Here is an 18342-nt window from a genome sequence, read left to right as displayed (position 1 = left end):
AAGGTACATATGACACACATTACTTTAGCGGTTACCGGTAGTATTTCCGCCTATAAGGCTGCTGATATTACCAGCCAACTAACCAAATTGGGATTTGAAGTGAAGGTCCTCATGACTCCTTCAGCCCAAAAATTTATCACCCCTTTAACCTTGCAAGTTCTTTCAAAAAATCCAGTAGGCCTAGAGGTTATGGTGGAAGACGATCCACAGCGGATCGAGCACATCGACATTGGGAAAGAAACTGACCTCTTTCTTGTAGCGCCGGCCAGTGCCAACACCATTGCTAAATTGGCCATGGGACTTGCAGATAATATGGTCACAAGCACAGCTCTAGCCTTGCCTCAAAGGACTAAAAAATTACTGGCCCCTGCTATGAATACAAAAATGCTAGATCATCCTGCTACCCAACGAAATCTAAAACTCTTACAAGACTATGGTTACCAGATCATCCAACCTCGAGAGGCTACTCTCGCTTGTGGAGATCAAGGTTCTGGAGCTCTAGCCACTGTCGACACTATCATCCAAGCTGTTAAGGAGAATTGTTTATGAGAAAATCAGCCTCTATTTCACGAATTGCCATCTTTTTTGCCGTGATGATCACCATTCACTTTGTGACGTCCTTCATTTTGCAATTTGTCCCATCAGGAATTCAACCAACCTTGGTTCATATTCCTGTCGTGATCGCTTCTATTATCTACGGACCTCGAACTGGAGCAATTCTAGGACTCCTCATGGGACTCTTTAGCCTCACCATGAATACCCTGGTTATAACACCAGCCAGCTATCTCTTTAGTCCCTTTGTCCCTCACGGGAATCTCTACTCCCTTATCATTGCCATAGTCCCTCGGATTCTCATTGGGGTAACCCCTTACTTCGTCTATCGCTGGATTCGCAATCGTACAGGACTTATGATCGCTGGAATTGTCGGCTCTATGACCAATACTGTTTTCGTTCTAAGTGGGATTTATTTCTTCTTTGGAAATAGCTTCGGTGGTGGAATTCAACATTTCCTAGCCTTGATTATATCTACCAACTCTCTCATCGAAGTCATTGCTACAGTCCTCATTACCAGTGCCGTCGTTCCATCTCTTGAAAAATTAAAATAACCTTTCAAGCCAAGACCAATTTATCTTGGCTTTATTTGATGGTGAATTAGCTCTATTTTTTTGAAAAGATTTACATTTATCGCTAGAATTTTCAGAAAAAATTTGCTATAATGTAAGCGATTAAATTATAAGCAAAAAGGAGACGCTTGCATGACCTATCAAGAAAACTACCAAAAATGGCTCGACTTTGCTGAATTACCAGCTTACCTTCGTGATGAGTTGGTCGCAATGGATGAAAAAACAAAAGAAGATGCCTTCTATACCAACCTTGAATTCGGTACAGCTGGTATGCGTGGATTAATCGGTGCTGGTACCAACCGTATTAATATCTATGTTGTTCGCCAAGCAACTGAAGGGTTGGCCCAATTAATCGACTCAAAAGGTGAGGAAGCGAAGAAACGCGGTGTTGCGATCGCCTACGACAGCCGTCACTTCTCTCCTGAGTTTGCTTTTGAATCTGCTCAAGTTTTGGCTGCACACGGAATCAAATCTTATGTATTTGAAAGCCTACGTCCAACACCTGAATTGTCATTTGCTGTTCGTCATCTCCACACATTTGCTGGGATTATGGTAACCGCTAGCCACAACCCTGCTCCGTTTAATGGATATAAGGTATATGGTGAAGACGGTGGACAAATGCCACCTGCAGATGCCGATGCTTTGACAGATTACATCCGTGCTATCGAAAATCCTTTCACTGTACAATTGGCTGACCTTGAAGAAAGCAAAGCTAGTGGCTTGATTGAAGTTATCGGTGAAAATGTCGACGCTGAATACTTGAAAGAAGTGAAAGGCGTTAACATCAACCAAGACTTGATCAATGAATACGGTCGCGACATGAAGATTGTCTACACACCACTTCATGGTACTGGTGAAATGTTGGCTCGTCGTGCTCTTGCCCAAGCTGGATTTGAAGCTGTTCAAGTTGTTGAGGCTCAAGCCGTTCCAGATGCTGACTTCTCAACTGTTAAATCTCCAAACCCTGAAAACCAAGCTGCCTTTGCTCTTGCTGAAGAACTTGGCCGCAAAGTAGACGCTGATGTATTGGTTGCAACTGACCCAGATGCTGACCGCCTTGGTGTTGAAATCCGCCAACCAGATGGTTCTTACCTCAACCTTTCTGGTAACCAAATCGGAGCGATCATTGCTAAATACATTCTTGAAGCTCACAAAACAGCTGGTACCCTTCCTGCCAATGCTGCCCTCTGTAAATCAATCGTATCAACTGAGTTGGTGACTAAGATTGCAGAAAGCTACGGCGCAACTATGTTTAACGTCTTGACTGGTTTCAAATTTATTGGTGAAAAAATTCATGAATTTGAAACACAACACAACCACACTTACATGCTTGGTTTCGAAGAAAGCTTCGGTTACCTCATCAAACCATTCGTACGTGACAAAGATGCTATCCAAGCCGTTCTTATCGTTGCTGAAATCGCAGCTTACTACCGCTCACGTGGTATGACTTTGGCAGATGGTATCGAAGAAATCTACAAACAATACGGCTACTTCGCAGAAAAAACAATCTCTGTTACCCTTTCAGGTGTGGACGGAGCTGCTGAAATCAAGAAAATCATGGATAAATTCCGTGGCAATGCTCCTAAACAATTCAACAAGACAGACATTGCTAAGACAGAAGACTTCTTGGAACAAACAGCTACTACTGCTGACGGCGTTGAAAAATTGACAACTCCTCCAAGTAACGTGCTTAAATACATCTTAGCTGATGATTCCTGGTTTGCCGTTCGTCCTTCAGGTACAGAACCAAAAATCAAATTCTACATCGCTACAGTTGGTGAATCTGAAGTAGATGCTAAAGAAAAAATTGCCAATATCGAAGCAGAAATCAATGCTTTTGTAGGTTAAAACACGAGGCTGGGACAAAAGTCCTAGCCTCTCAATTATTTTTGGATTGTTGAGCAAGACGCAGTGGTTGAGTGGGCTCTACTACGCTGATTTCATCAGCTTTTACAGCCCTACTCAACTGTGCGGAGGTGGGACGACGAAATCGAATTCTAACGAATTACCGATTTCTGTCCCACTCTCTCTTTCTTTCGTAGCAAATACCAGCGATTTTATAGAAATTATGGCATACTAGACTTAGAAGAAAGCGAGGTAATCTCATGGAACAATTTGAACAATTTTTAGAAGATATTAAAGATCTTGAAGTGACAACTGTCGCGCGTGCGCAAGAAGCGATCGATCAAAAAGAAACAGCGACCTTCTTTATCGGACGCAAGACTTGTCCTTACTGCCGGAAGTTCGCTACTAAGTTAGCAGCTGTCGTAGCTGAAACCAAAGCTCATATCTACTTCATTAATAGTGAAGAACCAAGTCAGCTAGACGCATTACAGGCCTTCCGCTCAACTTACGGCATCCCAACTGTCCCAGGATTTTTACATGTCGAATCTGGTGAAGTCACTGTTCGTTGCGACTCATCTATGTCTGAAGAAGAAATCAAAGAATTCGCTCATCTATAAAAAAATAGCTAGAGATCAGTCTCTAGCTATTTTTCATTTTCCGAAAAAGACGTCCAGATCTTCTGCTGAGGTTTAGCAAACGGATAGTCCAAAAATTCTTCTGGTGTTAACCAAACAGTCGATTCACTTGCTGGTTGCTTTCCTTCTTTTACTAGGCCGTAACGAAGTTGAACCTGCCACTTGCGATGCGAAAAGATATGCTGGACGATAGGATACGATCTGTCCTGCCATTCAATGGCCAAGTCATAGTCCTGTTCAAAAGAAAGAATTTCTGGGTTACTCTCTGCATCCCCCTTCCCATCCAGTAGAGATAATTGACCTAGGTTCTCAGATAGGCTATCCACTTCGATCAAGGGGAAATGCCAGAAACCTGATAAAAGCCCTTCTCGCTCATTTTTCTCCAGCAAATAGCGCCCTTGGCTATCCTTGATAATATAGGCTGTTAGATAGACAGGTACCGGTTTCTTCTTAGGAGCCTTAATGGGATAACGATCCATGGTCCCATGTTGGTAGGCCGCGCTAAAATCCTTAACAGGACTCTCTTCCGGCCGTGGATTGACTGGGGACTCAATATCGGAGCCCAAATCCATCAAGGCCTGATTGAAATCACCCGGCCGGGCAGGATCGATCAAGATTTCCATCATGGCTTGAAAAATCTTGCGATTGGTTGGAACTCCGATATCGTAGTCCACCTCAAACAAACGAGCTAAAACCCTCATGACATTGCCATCCACTGCTGGCTCTGGTAATCCAAAGGCAATACTAGCAATGGCACCAGCTGTATAAGGCCCAATTCCCTTGAGTTTAGATATTTCCTCATAACTTGATGGAAACACTCCTCCGTGTTTTTCCATTATCTGCTGGGCAGCTTTCTGCATATTGCGGACACGTGAGTAATACCCCAAGCCTTCCCAAGCTTTTAAGAGTTTTTCTTCAGGAGCTTGAGCCAAATCAGCGACCGTCGGAAACCAGTCTAAAAACCGCTCATAATAAGGAATCACCGTATCGACACGTGTCTGCTGGAGCATAATTTCTGAGATCCAAATTTTATAAGGATCCTGGGTCCTTCTCCAGGGAAGATCCCGTTTATGGGCATCATACCAGACTAATAACTTTTCTCGGAAGGAAGCGATTTTCTCCTCCTCCCACATGGTAATCCCGTAATCTTTTAAATCTAACATATTCCTAGTATACCATAGAATGAGTTAGAGTTTAGAAATTCTGATTTTATAAAGAAAAAGAGGCTGGGACAAAAGTCCTAGCCTCTCAATTATTTTTGGATTGTCGAGCAAGACGCAGTGGTTTAGTGGGCTCTACTACGCTGATTTCATCAGCTTTTACAGCCCTACTCAACTGTGCGGAGGTGGGAAGACGAAATCGAATTCTAACGAATTACCGATTTCTGTCCCACTCTCTAAATGCATTTCTTATTGTTCAACAGCTTGAGCAGCCGTAATCAAGGTTAATTTATAGACGTCATCTGCATTACATCCGCGAGAAAGGTCGTTAACTGGTTTGTTCAACCCTTGCAAAACTGGTCCTACTGCAGCAAAGCCACCGAGACGTTCTGCCATCTTGTACCCAATGTTACCCGCCTCAATACCTGGGAAGATAAAGACATTAGCTTGTCCTGCCACCTTGCTTCCTGGAGCTTTCAATGCTGCTGTTTCTGGTACAAAGGCAGCGTCAAATTGCAATTCCCCATCAATTTCAAGGTCTGGACGAAGTTCATGAGCGATTTTTGTTGCTTCCACAACTTTATCAACACTTTCACCGAAACCAGAACCTTTGGTTGAATAGCTCAACATGGCGATTTTCGGATCGATGCCAAACATCTTGGCTGTGATAGCAGAGTTGATGGCAATTTCAGCCAAACCTTCAGCATCTGGATTGATGTTAATCGCACAGTCTCCAAACAAGTAACGTTCAGAACCACGAACCATGAGGAAGGCACCTGAAGTCCGTTTTACATTTGGACGAGTTTTGATAATTTGAAGAGCCGGACGAACAGTTGCGGCTGTTGAGTGAATCGCACCAGATACCATCCCATCAACAATTCCCATGTGCACCAACATGACACCAAAATAGTTAACGTCGTCTTTCAAAACTTGACGCGCTTCTTCTTCTGTCATTTTGCCCTTACGACGTTCTACTAAGGAAGCTACCATCTCTTCAAAACCTGGATAAGAATGCGGATCAATAACTTCATATCCTTCCAAAACCCCTTCGATTTCGAGGTAAATACGAATTTTATCTGGATTACCAAGCAATACAGGGGTTACATCTGTCTCGTTCACAATTCGTTTTGCTGCTTGGAGAATACGAGGCTCTTCACCTTCAGGTAATACAATACGTGCATTCTTACCAACGAGGTTGGCTTTGAGATTTTCAAAAACTTCCATGAGTTTTACTCCTTTTAATAATTAATAACTGGTTTGAAGCTGTGTTAATACAGCTTGAAAATCTGGAGGTAGTGGACTTTCTATGACCAATTCTTCCTCTAGAAATGGATGATAATAGGATAGACGATGGCAATGAAGGGCCTGGCGCTCAATGCCGTCTTCTAAACTCCCGCCATAGAGATCATCTCCCAAAAGCGGAAAACCAATATGGGAAAAATGAACGCGGATCTGATGGGTTCGACCTGTGTGCAACTGAATATCCACTAGGTGAATATCACCAAAAGATTGAACAACCTGGTAGCTAGTATGAGCATACTTGCCACCTTTTGCTACCTTTCGAGTAATGATCGACTCTTCATCACGCGCAATCGGAGCAATAATCTCTCCAACAGGATCAAGCTTCCCAGATCCCTTGACCAAGGCATAATAGCGTTTCTGAATCGTTTTAGACTGCAATTGCTTATCCAAGCGAGCATGGGCATAGCCATGTTTGGCAAAGAGCATAACGCCACTTGTATCCTTGTCCAAGCGAGTGACAATGTGAACCTGCTGGTTCTCGTAGCCCTGCTTCACATAGTAGCCTTTTACAAAATTGGCTAAGGTATTGGAATGAATCGCACTTGGAATCGAAGCAATGCCAAAGGGTTTGTTTAAGACCAAAAAATGATCATCTTCAAACAAAATATCCAAAGGCCGATCCATAGGTTTTAAGGTTTCAAAACCTTCTTCTGCCGGAATATCAATGACCAAGCGATCCCCAATATCCAACAAATAAACTGCATTCTCCGGACATCCATTGACAAGGATCTGACCACCACGAAACTTAATCTTGGCTAAGAGCCCCTTAGAAACCTCGTGCTTTTTCAAGAAAGTCTTGACCTTGACATGCTCATCGACAATGAATTCAAATCTCATTCTCTATCATCTCCGATAAAGGCATCCTTGACCCGATTCCAGAAGCTGGTGTGACTGGAGCTTGCCACAAAATTGATCTTATGGTTGTCAATCTGATACTCTACCTTTCCAATATTGCGGTAAGAATAGGTTGAATTATCGACAGAGATAATGTGGAAGCCAGGTCTCGTCGGTGTAATCTCGATCTTATCCTTTTTAGGGACAATGACAGAAGAACCCAAGGTACGATAAACACGGTTGTTGAGACTGGCGATTTCAGCAATCTGCAGCGCCTCAATAGTTGGGTGAAGGACTGCTCCTCCCAAGGATTTGTTGTATGCCGTACTTCCTGTCGGAGTCGAAACAGTAATGCCGTCTCCTCTGAAGCGCTCAAAATCCACTCCATTAATCGTAAGATCGGCAACCATGGTCCGGTCGCTTCTCTTAATCGTCGCTTCGTTCAAAGCTCTCATGGTACGGGTTTCCCCATTTTCGAAAGTAATCTTGACATTCAAAATAGGGTAAGAAACCTTAGCTCCTGTATCATATTTTAAATTTTCAACCAGCTTATCGATTTCACTGTCTAAGTAATCTGTATAGAATCCTAAGTGTCCGGTATGGACGCCAACAAATCGCACCCGATCCAACTGGTGTTCATACTTGTGAAAGGCCGATAGCAACATTCCATCGCCACCAATTGAAATCACAATATCCGGGTGCTTCTCCGTCAAAATAAAATTATTTTTCCGAAGCTTGTAGCGCAACTGCTGAAAAACCTCTTCACTTTGACGCTTGCGATTGCGAATAATGGATACTTTTTTACCTGTAGTCTTCATCTGTGTCATCACTATTTCCAACGCCATCATTTAACTTACGATGAAGTGGATCAAACAGGGCTTGAGCCTCCTGAATCGCATCCCGAATTGCCCCCATCTCTTCATCCAAGAGATAGGCCAGGTTTGCTGTCGTCTCTAAGCGTTTTTTGATCTCGTCTGGAAAGTCTCCTTTATATTTATAATTGAGCGAGTGTTCAATGGTTGCCCAAAAATTCATGGACAAGGTCCGAATTTGAATCTCTGCTAAGATCGTTTCATTTCCATCAATGGTATCAACCGGGTACTCGACCACGACGTGGTAACTCCGGTAGCCACTTGATTTCTTGTGGCGGATGTAGTCTCGCTCTTGGACCACGCGCATATCCTGCCGTTGTCTCAGAACCTCTAGGATCTCATCCACATCGTCCACAAACTGAACCATGATGCGAAGACCAGCAATATCTTGCATATCCTGAGACAGATTTTCTTCAGAAATATTTCTTCGGATCATCTTTTCACGGATGCTCTCAATCGGCTTGACCCGTCCTGTGACAAACTCGATTGGAGAATGCTTTTGTTGCTTACGATATTGCTTACGAATCCCACGCAGTTTGATTTTTAATTCCCCAACTGCTTGGATATACGGATCTAAGAAGTTTTCCCAATCAATTGCCATCCTACCACCTTGTAATCTGAACCATTTTTGTATACAATAAACACATTTCTTATTATATCATGAATCGCTTTCGAAAAAAAGCAAAGGACTACAAAATGAACCATTTAGAAATTGAATACAAAACCTTGCTAGACAAGGAGGAGTACCAATCCCTCCTTCCACTTTTTGATGATACAGAATTGGTTGTCCAAACCAATCACTATATCGATACCCCCGACCAGCTCATCCGTAAGGAAAAAATGGCCTTGCGGGTGCGTACTTTCACAGATCAAGCTGAGTTGACTCTCAAGGTCCCTGAAGCAGTTGGCCATTTCGAGTACAATCAAAACCTCAGCCCAGAAGAAACCGAGGCGATCCTTCAACACCAACAGTTTCCTGACGGAGAAATCAAAAACCTCTTAATCTCTAAAGAAATCTCTGTTGAGCAACTCGCTGTCTGGGGAAGCCTTACAACAGAACGATTCGAAAAAGAAACAGCTGCAGGATTGGTGGCACTAGACCACAGTCTCTATCTAGACACTGAAGATTATGAATTAGAAATCGAGGTCGAAACCGCTGAGCAGGAAGAAAATTTCCATCAGTTCATCAAAGAGCATGGAATCGTCTACAAAGCTGCAAAAAATAAAATCGCAAGATTGGCGGAAAGATTGTAAAATAGCTGAAATTATCGCAAATTTTTGCTAAAATAGTGCTAAGATCAAAAATCTAAATGAGGTTGGAATCACATGTCAGATAAAAAAAATATGAAGCTCTTCTCTCTCAATTCAAATCCAGAGATTGCGCAAAAAATCGCGGATCATGCTGGGGTTCCACTTGGGAAAATTTCATCCCGTCAATTCTCAGATGGTGAAATCCAAGTCAATATTGAGGAAAGTGTTCGTGGATATGATATTTATATCATTCAATCAACCAGTTTCCCTGTCAACAATCACTTGATGGAACTCTTAATTATGGTGGATGCTTGCCAACGGGCCAGCGCAAATACTGTCAATGTGGTCATGCCTTACTTCGGTTATGCTCGCCAAGACCGGACTGCTGCTCCTCGCGAACCAATTACTGCTAAGCTTGTCGCAAATATGTTGGTCAAAGCTGGGGTGGATCGTGTCGTCACTCTGGATCTCCATGCAGTGCAAGTCCAAGGTTTCTTCGATATTGCCGTGGATAACCTCTTTACCATTCCGCTTTTTGCAGAACATTACATTAATAAAGGTCTAACAGGACCTGACGTCGTAGTCGTCAGCCCTAAAAACTCTGGTGTCAAACGCGCTCGTAGTTTAGCAGAATATCTTGATGCACCGATTGCCATCATTGATTACGAGCAAGATGATGCGAACCGTGATTATGGCTATATTATCGGGGATGTCAAAGATAAGAAAGCGATCTTGATTGACGATATCCTCAATACTGGTAAGACATTCTCAGAAGCTGCGAAAATCGTTGAACGCGAAGGAGCTACTGAAATTTATGCTGTATCAAGTCATGGTTTATTTGTAAAAGGTGCTGTCGAGTTATTAGACCAAGCTCCGATCAAAGAAATCTTAGTAACCGATTCTGTTGCTCCAAACGGACCAACACCTAAAAATATCAACTATCTGACAGCTAGCGAACTGATCGCTGAAGCTATTGTTCGTATTCAAGAAAGAAAACCTGTTAGTCCTCTATTTGCCTACCACAAGAAATAAGGTCTTAATGTGATATATTTTGATAATGCCGCAACCACTCCCCTTCTACCTGAAGTCATTGATAAAATGTCTGCAACTATGAAGACCACTTTTGGAAATCCATCGAGCCTTCATGCTCATGGACGGATGGCTAGTAAACTCCTCCGAGAATCTCGCGAGCAGATTGCTCAGTCTCTCCATACTCTTCCAAATCGTATTTTCTTCACTTCAGGTGGATCAGAAAGTAATAATACCGTTATAAAAGGCTACTGCTTGAAACACCAAGCAGATGGCAAACACATCATTACGACCGCTTTGGAACACCATGCGGTTCTAGAACCCATCGAATATCTTGTAGAACGTTTCGGATTTGAAGTGACGATCGTCCAACCAAGAGATGGACGCATTCAGGCTCGTGATATCAAGGCGGCGCTTAGACCGGATACCATTCTTGTCTCTACCATGTTTGCCAATAACGAGACAGGCGATCTTCTACCGATTAAAGAAATCGGAGAACTCTTAAAAGATCTTCCAGCTGCCTTTCATGTTGATGCTGTCCAGGCAATTGGAAAGGTCCCTGTCTATCCCGAAGAGTTGGGAATTGATTTTCTCAGTGCTTCTGCCCACAAATTCCACGGACCAAAGGGAGTCGGCTTCCTTTATGCAGCCGTCCCAGATTTTGATAATCTCTTACACGGTGGGGATCAGGAAAGTAAGATGAGAGCCAGCACGGAAAATCTCATTTCTATTGTCGGGATGGCAACCGCGCTTCAGCAAGCTACACTTCATCAAGAAGAAAATTTCAACCAGGTTCAAAAACTCGGCCAAGAACTAGTCAATGGTTTAGCAGCCTACGACTACTACGTTAATGCGAATGAAGATCATCTTCCATTTGTTTGGAATCTTGGCTTTCCAGGTGTCCAAAATGACGTTTTACTGATGCGACTCGATCTTGCTGGAATTTCTGTCTCTACAGGTTCTGCTTGTACCGCTGGTACAGTTCAACCCAGCCATGTCCTTGAGGCGCTCTATGGAAAAGATAGCTCACGCCTAAAAGAATCACTTCGAATTAGTTTTTCAGAACTCAATACCGTAGAGGAGGTTCAAGACTTCCTCTCAAAACTTAAAGAAATTTTATCATAGGAGAACAATATGGCTTTTGAAACAAGTGTTTCATTGAAAGACTGCAAATATACCTATAGTCTACACCCAAATGTTAAAAAATATACCTTACGTGACAATACATTCGCTGTTACCAAAGTTGGAAATTACGAGTTAAATCGTTTGCTCGAAGCCGTTCCAAATAGCGGCGAAGGCTTCCTACTTAAAATTATTTTCAATAAAGATTTGACAGGTTTTAAGATCAATATTACAGACAAGTCTGGACTTCGCCTGGTTAATATCTTTAAAAATCCAGAAAATGACATTATCCAACAAAAATTCTATTTCTTAATGGATAGTCTTGTCGAAAGAGAAATTTTCAACAAAACAGAGGCCTAATATGGTAACCCTAACTTATATCGATGCTTACCAAGTAGAACGAACGACTACTTATCCTGACCTTGCAGCCTGTATCCTAGCTTTTTCAGGCTGTGTAACCTTGCCTGACTCTTACTCAATCGTATCCATTGAATACAAGGGGGAAAAGCTCCCCTATACAGGACGAGTCGATGGACTTTATGCTTTTTTGAAAAAGGTAGAACAAGCTGAAAACTAAGCTGATGCTGATGGAACTCTCCATCGCCATCAGCTTTTTCTTTAGACAAAAATATTTTTTAAAAACCGCTTTAGATAGTTGATTTTTTCACAATCTTCCTATACAATAAGAGGGAAAGGTTGTGATATTGTGAAACATGATAAAAATACTCCAATTCCACGCGCAACAGCAAAACGCTTATCGCTCTACTACCGCATTTTTAAACGCTTTAACTCTGAAAAAATAGAGCGCGCCAATTCCAAGCAAATTGCTGATGCAATTGGGATTGACTCTGCTACCGTTCGCCGAGATTTTTCTTATTTTGGTGAATTAGGAAGACGGGGATTTGGTTATGACGTAAAAAAACTGATGAACTTCTTTGCGGATCTCTTAAATGATAATGCTATTACCAATGTCGCTATTGTGGGGATCGGAAATATGGGAAGTGCGCTCCTCAACTATCGCTTCCATGAACGCAATAAGATGAAAATTGTCATGGCTTTTGATGTAGATGATCATGAACTGATTAATACCAAAAGTAAGGATGGGATCCCCATTTATGGGATTTCTACGATCAAAGAGAATCTCAAAAAAGAAGGCATTCAAACAGCAATTTTAACTGTCCCAAGTATTAAAGCGCAGGAAGTGGCTAGTCTTTTAGTAGATGCCGGTGTCAAAGGAATTCTAAGCTTTTCTCCGGTCCATCTGACAGTTCCTAAAGACGTCGTCGTCCAATATGTCGATCTCACCAGTGAATTGCAAACACTCCTTTATTTCATGCGAAAAAACGAAGAATAAAGATTTATACATTAACAAGAAAAGAGGCTGGGACAAAAGTCCTAGCCTCTCAATTATTTTTGGATTGTCGAGCAAGACGCAGTGGTTGAGTGGGCTCTACTACGCTGATTTCATCAGCTTTTACAGTCCTACTCAACTGTGCGGAGGTGGGACGACGAAATCGAATTCTAACGAATTACTGATTTCTGTCCCACTCTCTTTTTTATACCAAATAATCTGTCTCTTCACGGTAACTATAATAGTTTTCTTCAGATACAATCAAGTGATCCAATAGGGTTAAACCCATCACTTCACAGGCCTCTAAAACTCGTTGCGTTACTTCATCATCATTTTTACTGGGAAATACGGCACCAGATGGATGATTGTGAGCCAAGATGATAGAGGTTGCCATGTGCTTCAGTGCATAATGCAGGATTTCACGTGGCTCCGCAATACTTCGATTCACGGTTCCAATAAAAATGGTCTGCTGATGAATAATTTCATTCTGCGTATTTAAATAGAGGGCAACCAGGTGCTCCTGTTTCTTATGGCCGATTTCCTGTTGAATTTTATGGGCCAATTTCTGGCTGCTCATGATCTGTTCAGAACTCATCAATTCGTCTTTATGAATCCTTCGTCCAAACTCAATCACAGCCTGAAGTTCGATGGCCTTCACCCGGCCAATACCTGAGATTTCCTGTAGCTCCTCTAGGGTTAATTGACTTAACTCCTTTAAACTATTAACCGAACTCAAAAGACCTTGTGCAATCTCATAAACGCTTTTTTTCTTATTACCTGTCCGTAAGAGAATGGATAGCAATTCTTGATGACTCAGCTTATCTACCCCTTCAGAAACCAAACGTTCTCTAGGAAGCAAAGATGGTTCAATAAATGATATGTCGTACATAATTTCCTCCTCACTTATTAATTCGTAATAAATAGAGAAAACGACGACCTTGCATTATTTACAGGCGATTTCTTCCTTCAAATCATCTAACACTAAGACTTCATCTTTATTAAAGCGGATCTGGTAACCTGTTTGAACTTGTTCAAGCTCTTTTAAAAACTGTTGAATTTCACAGCGAATCAAGTACTCCTGGCTCTGAGGAATGGCCTCTAAAGCTTGGTAGACCTGCTCTACTTCATAGATTCCTTTCGTAATTAAACCATTTCGTGGAAAATCGTTTACTAAGAGATTATAGAAATGATGCAAGAGATGATAAATTCGCTCTTTTGTCACTATTCTACCTCCTTATCATACTCTTTCCCCTTTATTATATACTGATTTTCCCTTAATATTATGACAAGTTCCTTACATTATATTACCAATCTCTTACAATTTTACAAGAATTTCTCCTAGCTTCCTACATAGAAAAAGCCCAGACATTTCTGTCTCGGGCTTTATTTTCTTAAAGTTGCATTTGATTATAAGACTTGCTGAATGAATCCAGGATGTCTTTTGGAGCCTTGTCATAGTCAACAGAGGTTTCCAAATTTCCTTTTACAATCGTACGGTAAGTCGCTGCAGCATCCTCACAGGTCACCAAGGTGATCTCATTAACGCCTTCACGATCTTGAATAACATCTACACGGTCCGGAGTCACTGTCTCAACAGACGAGATGACATAAGTATAGATTTTTTCTTTATCCGTGATGTAGATCTTCATACCCGCCTTGGCTTTCTCTAATGGTGAGAATAACATGGCATTTGCTCCAGTTAGGCCAAATACGTGGTGACTAGCAAGAGAATAATTGCCTTGTCCCATGACTTGGTTTTCCTTCATGGTCCCTGCTCCGTAGTAGAGGGCTACATTTTCAAGCCCCTTAAAGATCGGAAGGTTCATGTTTAATTCAGGAATCGAAATTCCCCCAATTACTGGTAGTTTTTGAGCTTGCCATTGGGCATTGATGACAGCTTCCGTCGAAAGTGACTGGACATGTTGGAAATCAAAGCTCGTCTTCACTTCTTTATTCTTATCAATGGTTTTTTTATCGACCTTGCTAACCTGATATTGGTTGGTATGCCAAACCATAATCATGTTTCGGATCGGAGCATTGAAAATCAAGAGAAGCGAGAGAATAATCAAAAGTGTTGCAACGATGTTGATAAGAGTATTGCGTAAACTCTTTTTCTTTTTTCTTTTGCGTGACATGCTGTCCCCTTATCTATTCGTTTTCTTCCACTACTTCTTCATCTTTTTCATCAGGCTGGACAGTTGTAAAGGTCACAATTTTCGCATCCTGATCCAGTCTCATGACTTTCACACCCTGAGTCGAACGACCCGTTTGAGAAATGTCAGCCACACCTGTCCGGATCATAACTCCGGTATCGGTAATGATCATCAGATCTTCATCCCCTTTAACGGTTAAAAGACCAGCTAACGGACCATTTTTCTCTGTAATATTGGCTGTTTTGATTCCTTTACCACCACGGCCCTTGGTTGGGTATTCGCCAGCTATCGTCCGCTTACCATACCCTTTTTCAGTAATGACCAATACTTCGTCCTGGTCGGTAATAACACTTGCCCCAACAACCTTGTCTCCATCACGGAGATTCACACCACGTACACCTGTAGCAGAACGTCCCATATTCCGAACTACTGCCTCATTAAAGCGGACTGAATATCCATATTTGGTACCGATAATGACGTCAGTATTGCCATCTGTAAGGAAGACATTGATCAATTCATCCTCGTCCCGTAGGTTCAGAGCTTTCAGACCGTTCTGACGGATATTTGAAAATTCTGCTACGTTAGTGCGCTTGACTACACCTTGTCGCGTCGTAAAGAAGAGATAAGACTCATCACTGCGATCTTGCTCCACATTGATAATGGTTTGAATCGATTCACCTTCGTCCAATTTTAAGAGGTTGACGATTGGTAATCCTTTAGCTGTCCGGCCATATTCTGGAATCTCATAACCTTTCAGACGATAGACACGCCCCTTATTGGTAAAGAAGAGCAAATGATCATGGGTGCTCGTAGAAACCAATTCACGAACAAAGTCATCGTCCTTCACACCGGTTCCTTGGACCCCACGTCCACCACGTTTTTGTGCAGTAAATTCAGCTTGGTCCAAACGTTTGATGTATCCTTTATTAGAAAGGGTAATTAAGACATCTGTTTCTTCAATCAAGTCCTCATCTTCAAGAGAAAGAACTTCCCCTACCATCAACTCAGTTCGACGAGCATCGCCAAACTTGCGTTTGACTTCTTCTAATTCTTCCTTGATGATAGTCGCCACACGCTCTGGTTTAGCCAAAATATCAGCCAAATCAGCAATCAGGGCAACCAAGTCGTCATATTCACTCTGGATCTTGTCTCGTTCCAAACCGGTCAAACGACGAAGACGCATGTCCAAAATGGCTTGACTTTGACGTTCAGAAAGCTTGAATTTAGACATCAATTCAGCTTGTGCTTCAGCGTCTGTCTGGCTATTGCGGATAATCCGGATCACTTCATCGATGTGATCCAAGGCGATGAGCAAACCTTCTAAGATATGGGCACGTGCTTCCGCTTTTTCTTTATCAAAGATGGTCCGTCGAGTCACCACTTCTTTCTGGTGCTCAATATAAGCACCTAAAATTTGGCGAAGAGAAAGAACCTTTGGAACTCCATTTTGGATCGCCAACATATTGAATCCAAAATTGGTTTGCATTTGTGTCATCTTAAAGAGGTTGTTCAAAATAACGTTAGCCGAAGCATCTCGGCGGACCTCAATCACAAAACGAACCCCTTCACGGTTTGATTCATCACGTACAGCTGTAATCCCTTCGATCCGTTTTTCTTGCACCAAGCGAACGATGTGCTCGTGCACCTTGGTTTTATTGACCATATAAGGGAACTCAGTAACAACAATCCGTTCACGGCCACTCTTGGTCACTTCAATCTCTGTACGAGAACGAAGAACGATTGATCCTTTTCCTGTTTCATAGGCTTTGTGGATACCTGATTTCCCCATGACCAAAGCACCTGTCGGAAAATCTGGACCAGGAAGAACTTCCATAAGTTCACGGGTCGTTACCTCCGGATTATCCATCATCAGCTTCACTGCATCAATGGTTTCTCCCAAATTGTGAGGAGGAATATTGGTTGCCATCCCAACGGCAATACCAGTAGCACCATTGACGAGAAGGTTAGGGAAACGTGCAGGTAAGACCAAAGGTTCGCGCTCGCTAGCATCATAGTTATCAGCGAAATCAACTGTATTTTTATTGATATCCCGCAACATTTCAAGAGCAATCTTACTCATACGGGCTTCTGTATACCGTTGAGCAGCGGCGCCATCACCGTCCATAGAACCAAAGTTTCCATGACCGTCCACTAACATGTAGCGATAACTCCACCATTGCGCCATCCGAACCATGGCTTCATAAATAGAGGAATCCCCGTGTGGGTGGTATTTACCCATAACATCCCCTGTGATACGGGCTGACTTCTTATGTGGTTTATCTGGCGTAACACCCAATTCATTCATACCATACAAAATACGACGGTGAACGGGTTTTAAACCATCCCGAACATCAGGTAGGGCACGAGCTACGATAACACTCATCGCATAATCGATAAAACTCGTCTTCATTTCTGATGTTAAATTCACATCAATTAGATTATTATCCTGCATTCAAAAAATGCCTCTCTTTACTTAATTCACCATACTATTATAACACATTTTAGCCTATTTTTCTTCTTAGGAACACAAACGTAAAAACGTTTACATCAAGGATTCATACTGTTTCAGATGACAAAGACTTTCAAAAGTGGTAGAATGAAGTCGTATGAGAATCTATCTCAAAAAAAAATGAAGGAGACGTTTAGACTCATGGATTTGACTAAACAACACAAAAAAGTTATCCTTGTCGGTGACGGTGCCGTAGGTTCATCTTATGCATTTGCACTTGTCAACCAAGGAATTGCACAAGAGCTTGGAATTATCGAAATTCCTCAATTGCACGAAAAAGCTGTCGGAGATGCGCTTGACCTTAGCCACGCCCTTGCCTTCACTTCACCTAAGAAGATCTATGCGGCTGAGTACGCTGACTGTGCGGATGCTGACCTTGTTGTAATTACTGCAGGTGCTCCTCAAAAACCAGGTGAAACTCGCCTTGATCTTGTTGGTAAAAACCTTGCCATTAACAAATCAATCGTAACACAAGTTATTGAATCAGGATTTAACGGTATCTTCCTTGTAGCTGCTAACCCAGTTGACGTTTTGACATACTCTACATGGAAATTCTCAGGATTCCCTAAAGAACGCGTTATCGGTTCTGGTACTTCTCTTGACTCAGCTCGTTTCCGTCAAGCACTTGCTGAAAAATTGGACGTTGATGCTCGTTCAGTGCACGCCTACATCATGGGTGAACATGGAGACTCAGAATTCGCTGTATGGTCACACGCTAACATCGCTGGTGTAAACCTTGAAGAATTCCTTAAAGACACTCAAAACGTTCAAGAAACTGAATTGATCGAATTGTTTGAAGGCGTTCGTGATGCTGCTTACACTATCATCAACAAAAAAGGTGCTACATACTACGGTATCGCTGTTGCCCTTGCTCGTATCACTAAAGCAATCCTTGATGATGAAAATGCAGTACTTCCACTTTCTGTATTCCAAGAAGGTCAATATGGTGTTAGCAACGTCTTTATCGGTCAACCTGCCATCGTAGGTGCACACGGTATTGTACGTCCAGTGAACATCCCATTGAACGATGCAGAACAACAAAAAATGAAAGCTTCTGCTGATGAATTGCAAGCAATCATTGATGAAGCATGGAAAAACCCTGAATTCCAAGAAGCTTCTAAAAACTAAGAAAAAAACATCTCCTTATTAAAAGGG

20 protein-coding genes are annotated in these 18342 nt (G+C 42.2%); 11 read left to right on the top strand and 9 right to left on the bottom strand.

Annotated elements, in window-relative coordinates:
• Window positions 1-9 precede the first annotated feature (9 nt).
• From coaC to RIN70_RS05220, 4 genes are all read left to right on the top strand, one after another.
• Window positions 10-549: a phosphopantothenoylcysteine decarboxylase gene (gene coaC / locus RIN70_RS05235; protein ID WP_024056114.1), complete on the top strand. Its 540-nt coding sequence runs from the start codon at window positions 10-12 to the stop codon at window positions 547-549.
• Complete coding sequence (locus tag RIN70_RS05230) at window positions 546-1106, top strand: ECF transporter S component (protein WP_024056113.1); 561 nt, start codon at window positions 546-548, stop codon at window positions 1104-1106. Before coaC ends, RIN70_RS05230 begins: the two co-directional genes overlap by 4 nt.
• Window positions 1107-1256: 150 nt before the next feature.
• The gene (locus RIN70_RS05225) at window positions 1257-2972 is read left to right on the top strand and encodes a phospho-sugar mutase (RefSeq protein ID WP_195623671.1); all 1716 of its coding nucleotides are present in this window, start codon (window positions 1257-1259) and stop codon (window positions 2970-2972) included.
• 257 nt (window positions 2973-3229) lie between these two features.
• Window positions 3230-3586 (top strand): DUF6568 family protein, encoded by a 357-nt coding sequence (locus RIN70_RS05220; RefSeq protein ID WP_195623670.1) that lies wholly within the window; start codon window positions 3230-3232, stop codon window positions 3584-3586.
• A gap of 26 nt (window positions 3587-3612) precedes the next feature.
• Here the strand turns inward: RIN70_RS05220 and mutY are convergent, their stop codons facing one another.
• The 5 genes from mutY to RIN70_RS05195 form a co-directional block, all read right to left on the bottom strand.
• Window positions 3613-4767: an A/G-specific adenine glycosylase gene (mutY, locus tag RIN70_RS05215; protein ID WP_195623669.1), complete on the bottom strand. Its 1155-nt coding sequence runs from the start codon at window positions 4765-4767 to the stop codon at window positions 3613-3615.
• A gap of 246 nt (window positions 4768-5013) precedes the next feature.
• Window positions 5014-5988 (bottom strand): phosphate acetyltransferase, encoded by a 975-nt coding sequence (pta, locus tag RIN70_RS05210; protein ID WP_195623668.1) that lies wholly within the window; start codon window positions 5986-5988, stop codon window positions 5014-5016.
• Window positions 5989-6009: 21 nt separating this feature from the next.
• Window positions 6010-6903 (bottom strand): RluA family pseudouridine synthase, encoded by an 894-nt coding sequence (locus tag RIN70_RS05205; protein ID WP_195623667.1) that lies wholly within the window; start codon window positions 6901-6903, stop codon window positions 6010-6012.
• Window positions 6900-7718 carry an NAD kinase gene (locus tag RIN70_RS05200; RefSeq protein WP_313790773.1) on the bottom strand — a complete coding sequence of 273 codons (819 nt, stop codon included), beginning with the start codon at window positions 7716-7718 and terminating at the stop codon, window positions 6900-6902. Before RIN70_RS05200 ends, RIN70_RS05205 begins: the two co-directional genes overlap by 4 nt.
• Entirely contained in the window at window positions 7702-8373 is a 672-nt protein-coding gene (locus RIN70_RS05195) for a GTP diphosphokinase (RefSeq protein ID WP_070505599.1), read from the bottom strand. Before RIN70_RS05195 ends, RIN70_RS05200 begins: the two co-directional genes overlap by 17 nt.
• 95 nt (window positions 8374-8468) lie before the next feature.
• Here RIN70_RS05195 and RIN70_RS05190 point away from each other — a divergent pair, with 95 nt between their 5' ends.
• The 6 genes from RIN70_RS05190 to RIN70_RS05165 all read left to right on the top strand — a co-directional run bounded on the left by RIN70_RS05190 (window position 8469) and on the right by RIN70_RS05165 (window position 12528).
• On the top strand, window positions 8469-9026 hold the full coding sequence (locus RIN70_RS05190) for a CYTH domain-containing protein (protein WP_070505600.1): 558 nt from the start codon (window positions 8469-8471) through the stop codon (window positions 9024-9026).
• A 72-nt stretch (window positions 9027-9098) separates the two neighbouring features.
• Window positions 9099-10055 carry a ribose-phosphate diphosphokinase gene (locus RIN70_RS05185; protein WP_003007186.1) on the top strand — a complete coding sequence of 319 codons (957 nt, stop codon included), beginning with the start codon at window positions 9099-9101 and terminating at the stop codon, window positions 10053-10055.
• A 9-nt stretch (window positions 10056-10064) separates the two neighbouring features.
• Entirely contained in the window at window positions 10065-11177 is a 1113-nt protein-coding gene (locus RIN70_RS05180; protein WP_195623665.1) for a cysteine desulfurase family protein, read from the top strand.
• Window positions 11178-11186: 9 nt separating this feature from the next.
• A complete protein-coding gene (locus RIN70_RS05175; RefSeq protein ID WP_009730974.1) occupies window positions 11187-11534 on the top strand; it encodes a DUF1831 domain-containing protein in 348 nt (115 codons plus the stop codon).
• Window position 11535: 1 nt separating this feature from the next.
• Window positions 11536-11751 (top strand): DUF4649 family protein, encoded by a 216-nt coding sequence (locus RIN70_RS05170; RefSeq protein WP_049490891.1) that lies wholly within the window; start codon window positions 11536-11538, stop codon window positions 11749-11751.
• 129 nt (window positions 11752-11880) lie between these two features.
• Entirely contained in the window at window positions 11881-12528 is a 648-nt protein-coding gene (locus RIN70_RS05165; protein ID WP_049474902.1) for a redox-sensing transcriptional repressor Rex, read from the top strand.
• Window positions 12529-12730: 202 nt separating this feature from the next.
• On the opposite strand, the gene radC is transcribed toward RIN70_RS05165, so the two are convergent.
• From radC to gyrA, 4 genes are all read right to left on the bottom strand, one after another.
• A complete protein-coding gene (gene radC, locus RIN70_RS05160) occupies window positions 12731-13414 on the bottom strand; it encodes a RadC family protein (protein ID WP_045759397.1) in 684 nt (227 codons plus the stop codon).
• A gap of 54 nt (window positions 13415-13468) precedes the next feature.
• The gene (locus tag RIN70_RS05155) at window positions 13469-13747 is read right to left on the bottom strand and encodes a hypothetical protein (protein ID WP_049474901.1); all 279 of its coding nucleotides are present in this window, start codon (window positions 13745-13747) and stop codon (window positions 13469-13471) included.
• A gap of 169 nt (window positions 13748-13916) precedes the next feature.
• Window positions 13917-14660 (bottom strand): class A sortase, encoded by a 744-nt coding sequence (locus RIN70_RS05150; protein WP_014713268.1) that lies wholly within the window; start codon window positions 14658-14660, stop codon window positions 13917-13919.
• A 13-nt stretch (window positions 14661-14673) separates the two neighbouring features.
• The gene (gene gyrA, locus RIN70_RS05145; RefSeq protein ID WP_061591391.1) at window positions 14674-17130 is read right to left on the bottom strand and encodes a DNA gyrase subunit A; all 2457 of its coding nucleotides are present in this window, start codon (window positions 17128-17130) and stop codon (window positions 14674-14676) included.
• A gap of 198 nt (window positions 17131-17328) precedes the next feature.
• Between gyrA and RIN70_RS05140 the strand changes: the two genes are divergently transcribed.
• Window positions 17329-18315 carry an L-lactate dehydrogenase gene (locus RIN70_RS05140; protein ID WP_021153137.1) on the top strand — a complete coding sequence of 329 codons (987 nt, stop codon included), beginning with the start codon at window positions 17329-17331 and terminating at the stop codon, window positions 18313-18315.
• Window positions 18316-18342: the final 27 nt, after the last annotated feature.

Source organism: Streptococcus parasanguinis, from assembly GCF_032163505.1.
GTDB classification, from domain to species: Bacteria; Bacillota; Bacilli; order Lactobacillales; family Streptococcaceae; genus Streptococcus; species Streptococcus parasanguinis_V.
The sequence above is the reverse complement of the archived record's forward strand: the minus strand, read 5'-3'. Positions and strand labels throughout refer to the sequence as shown.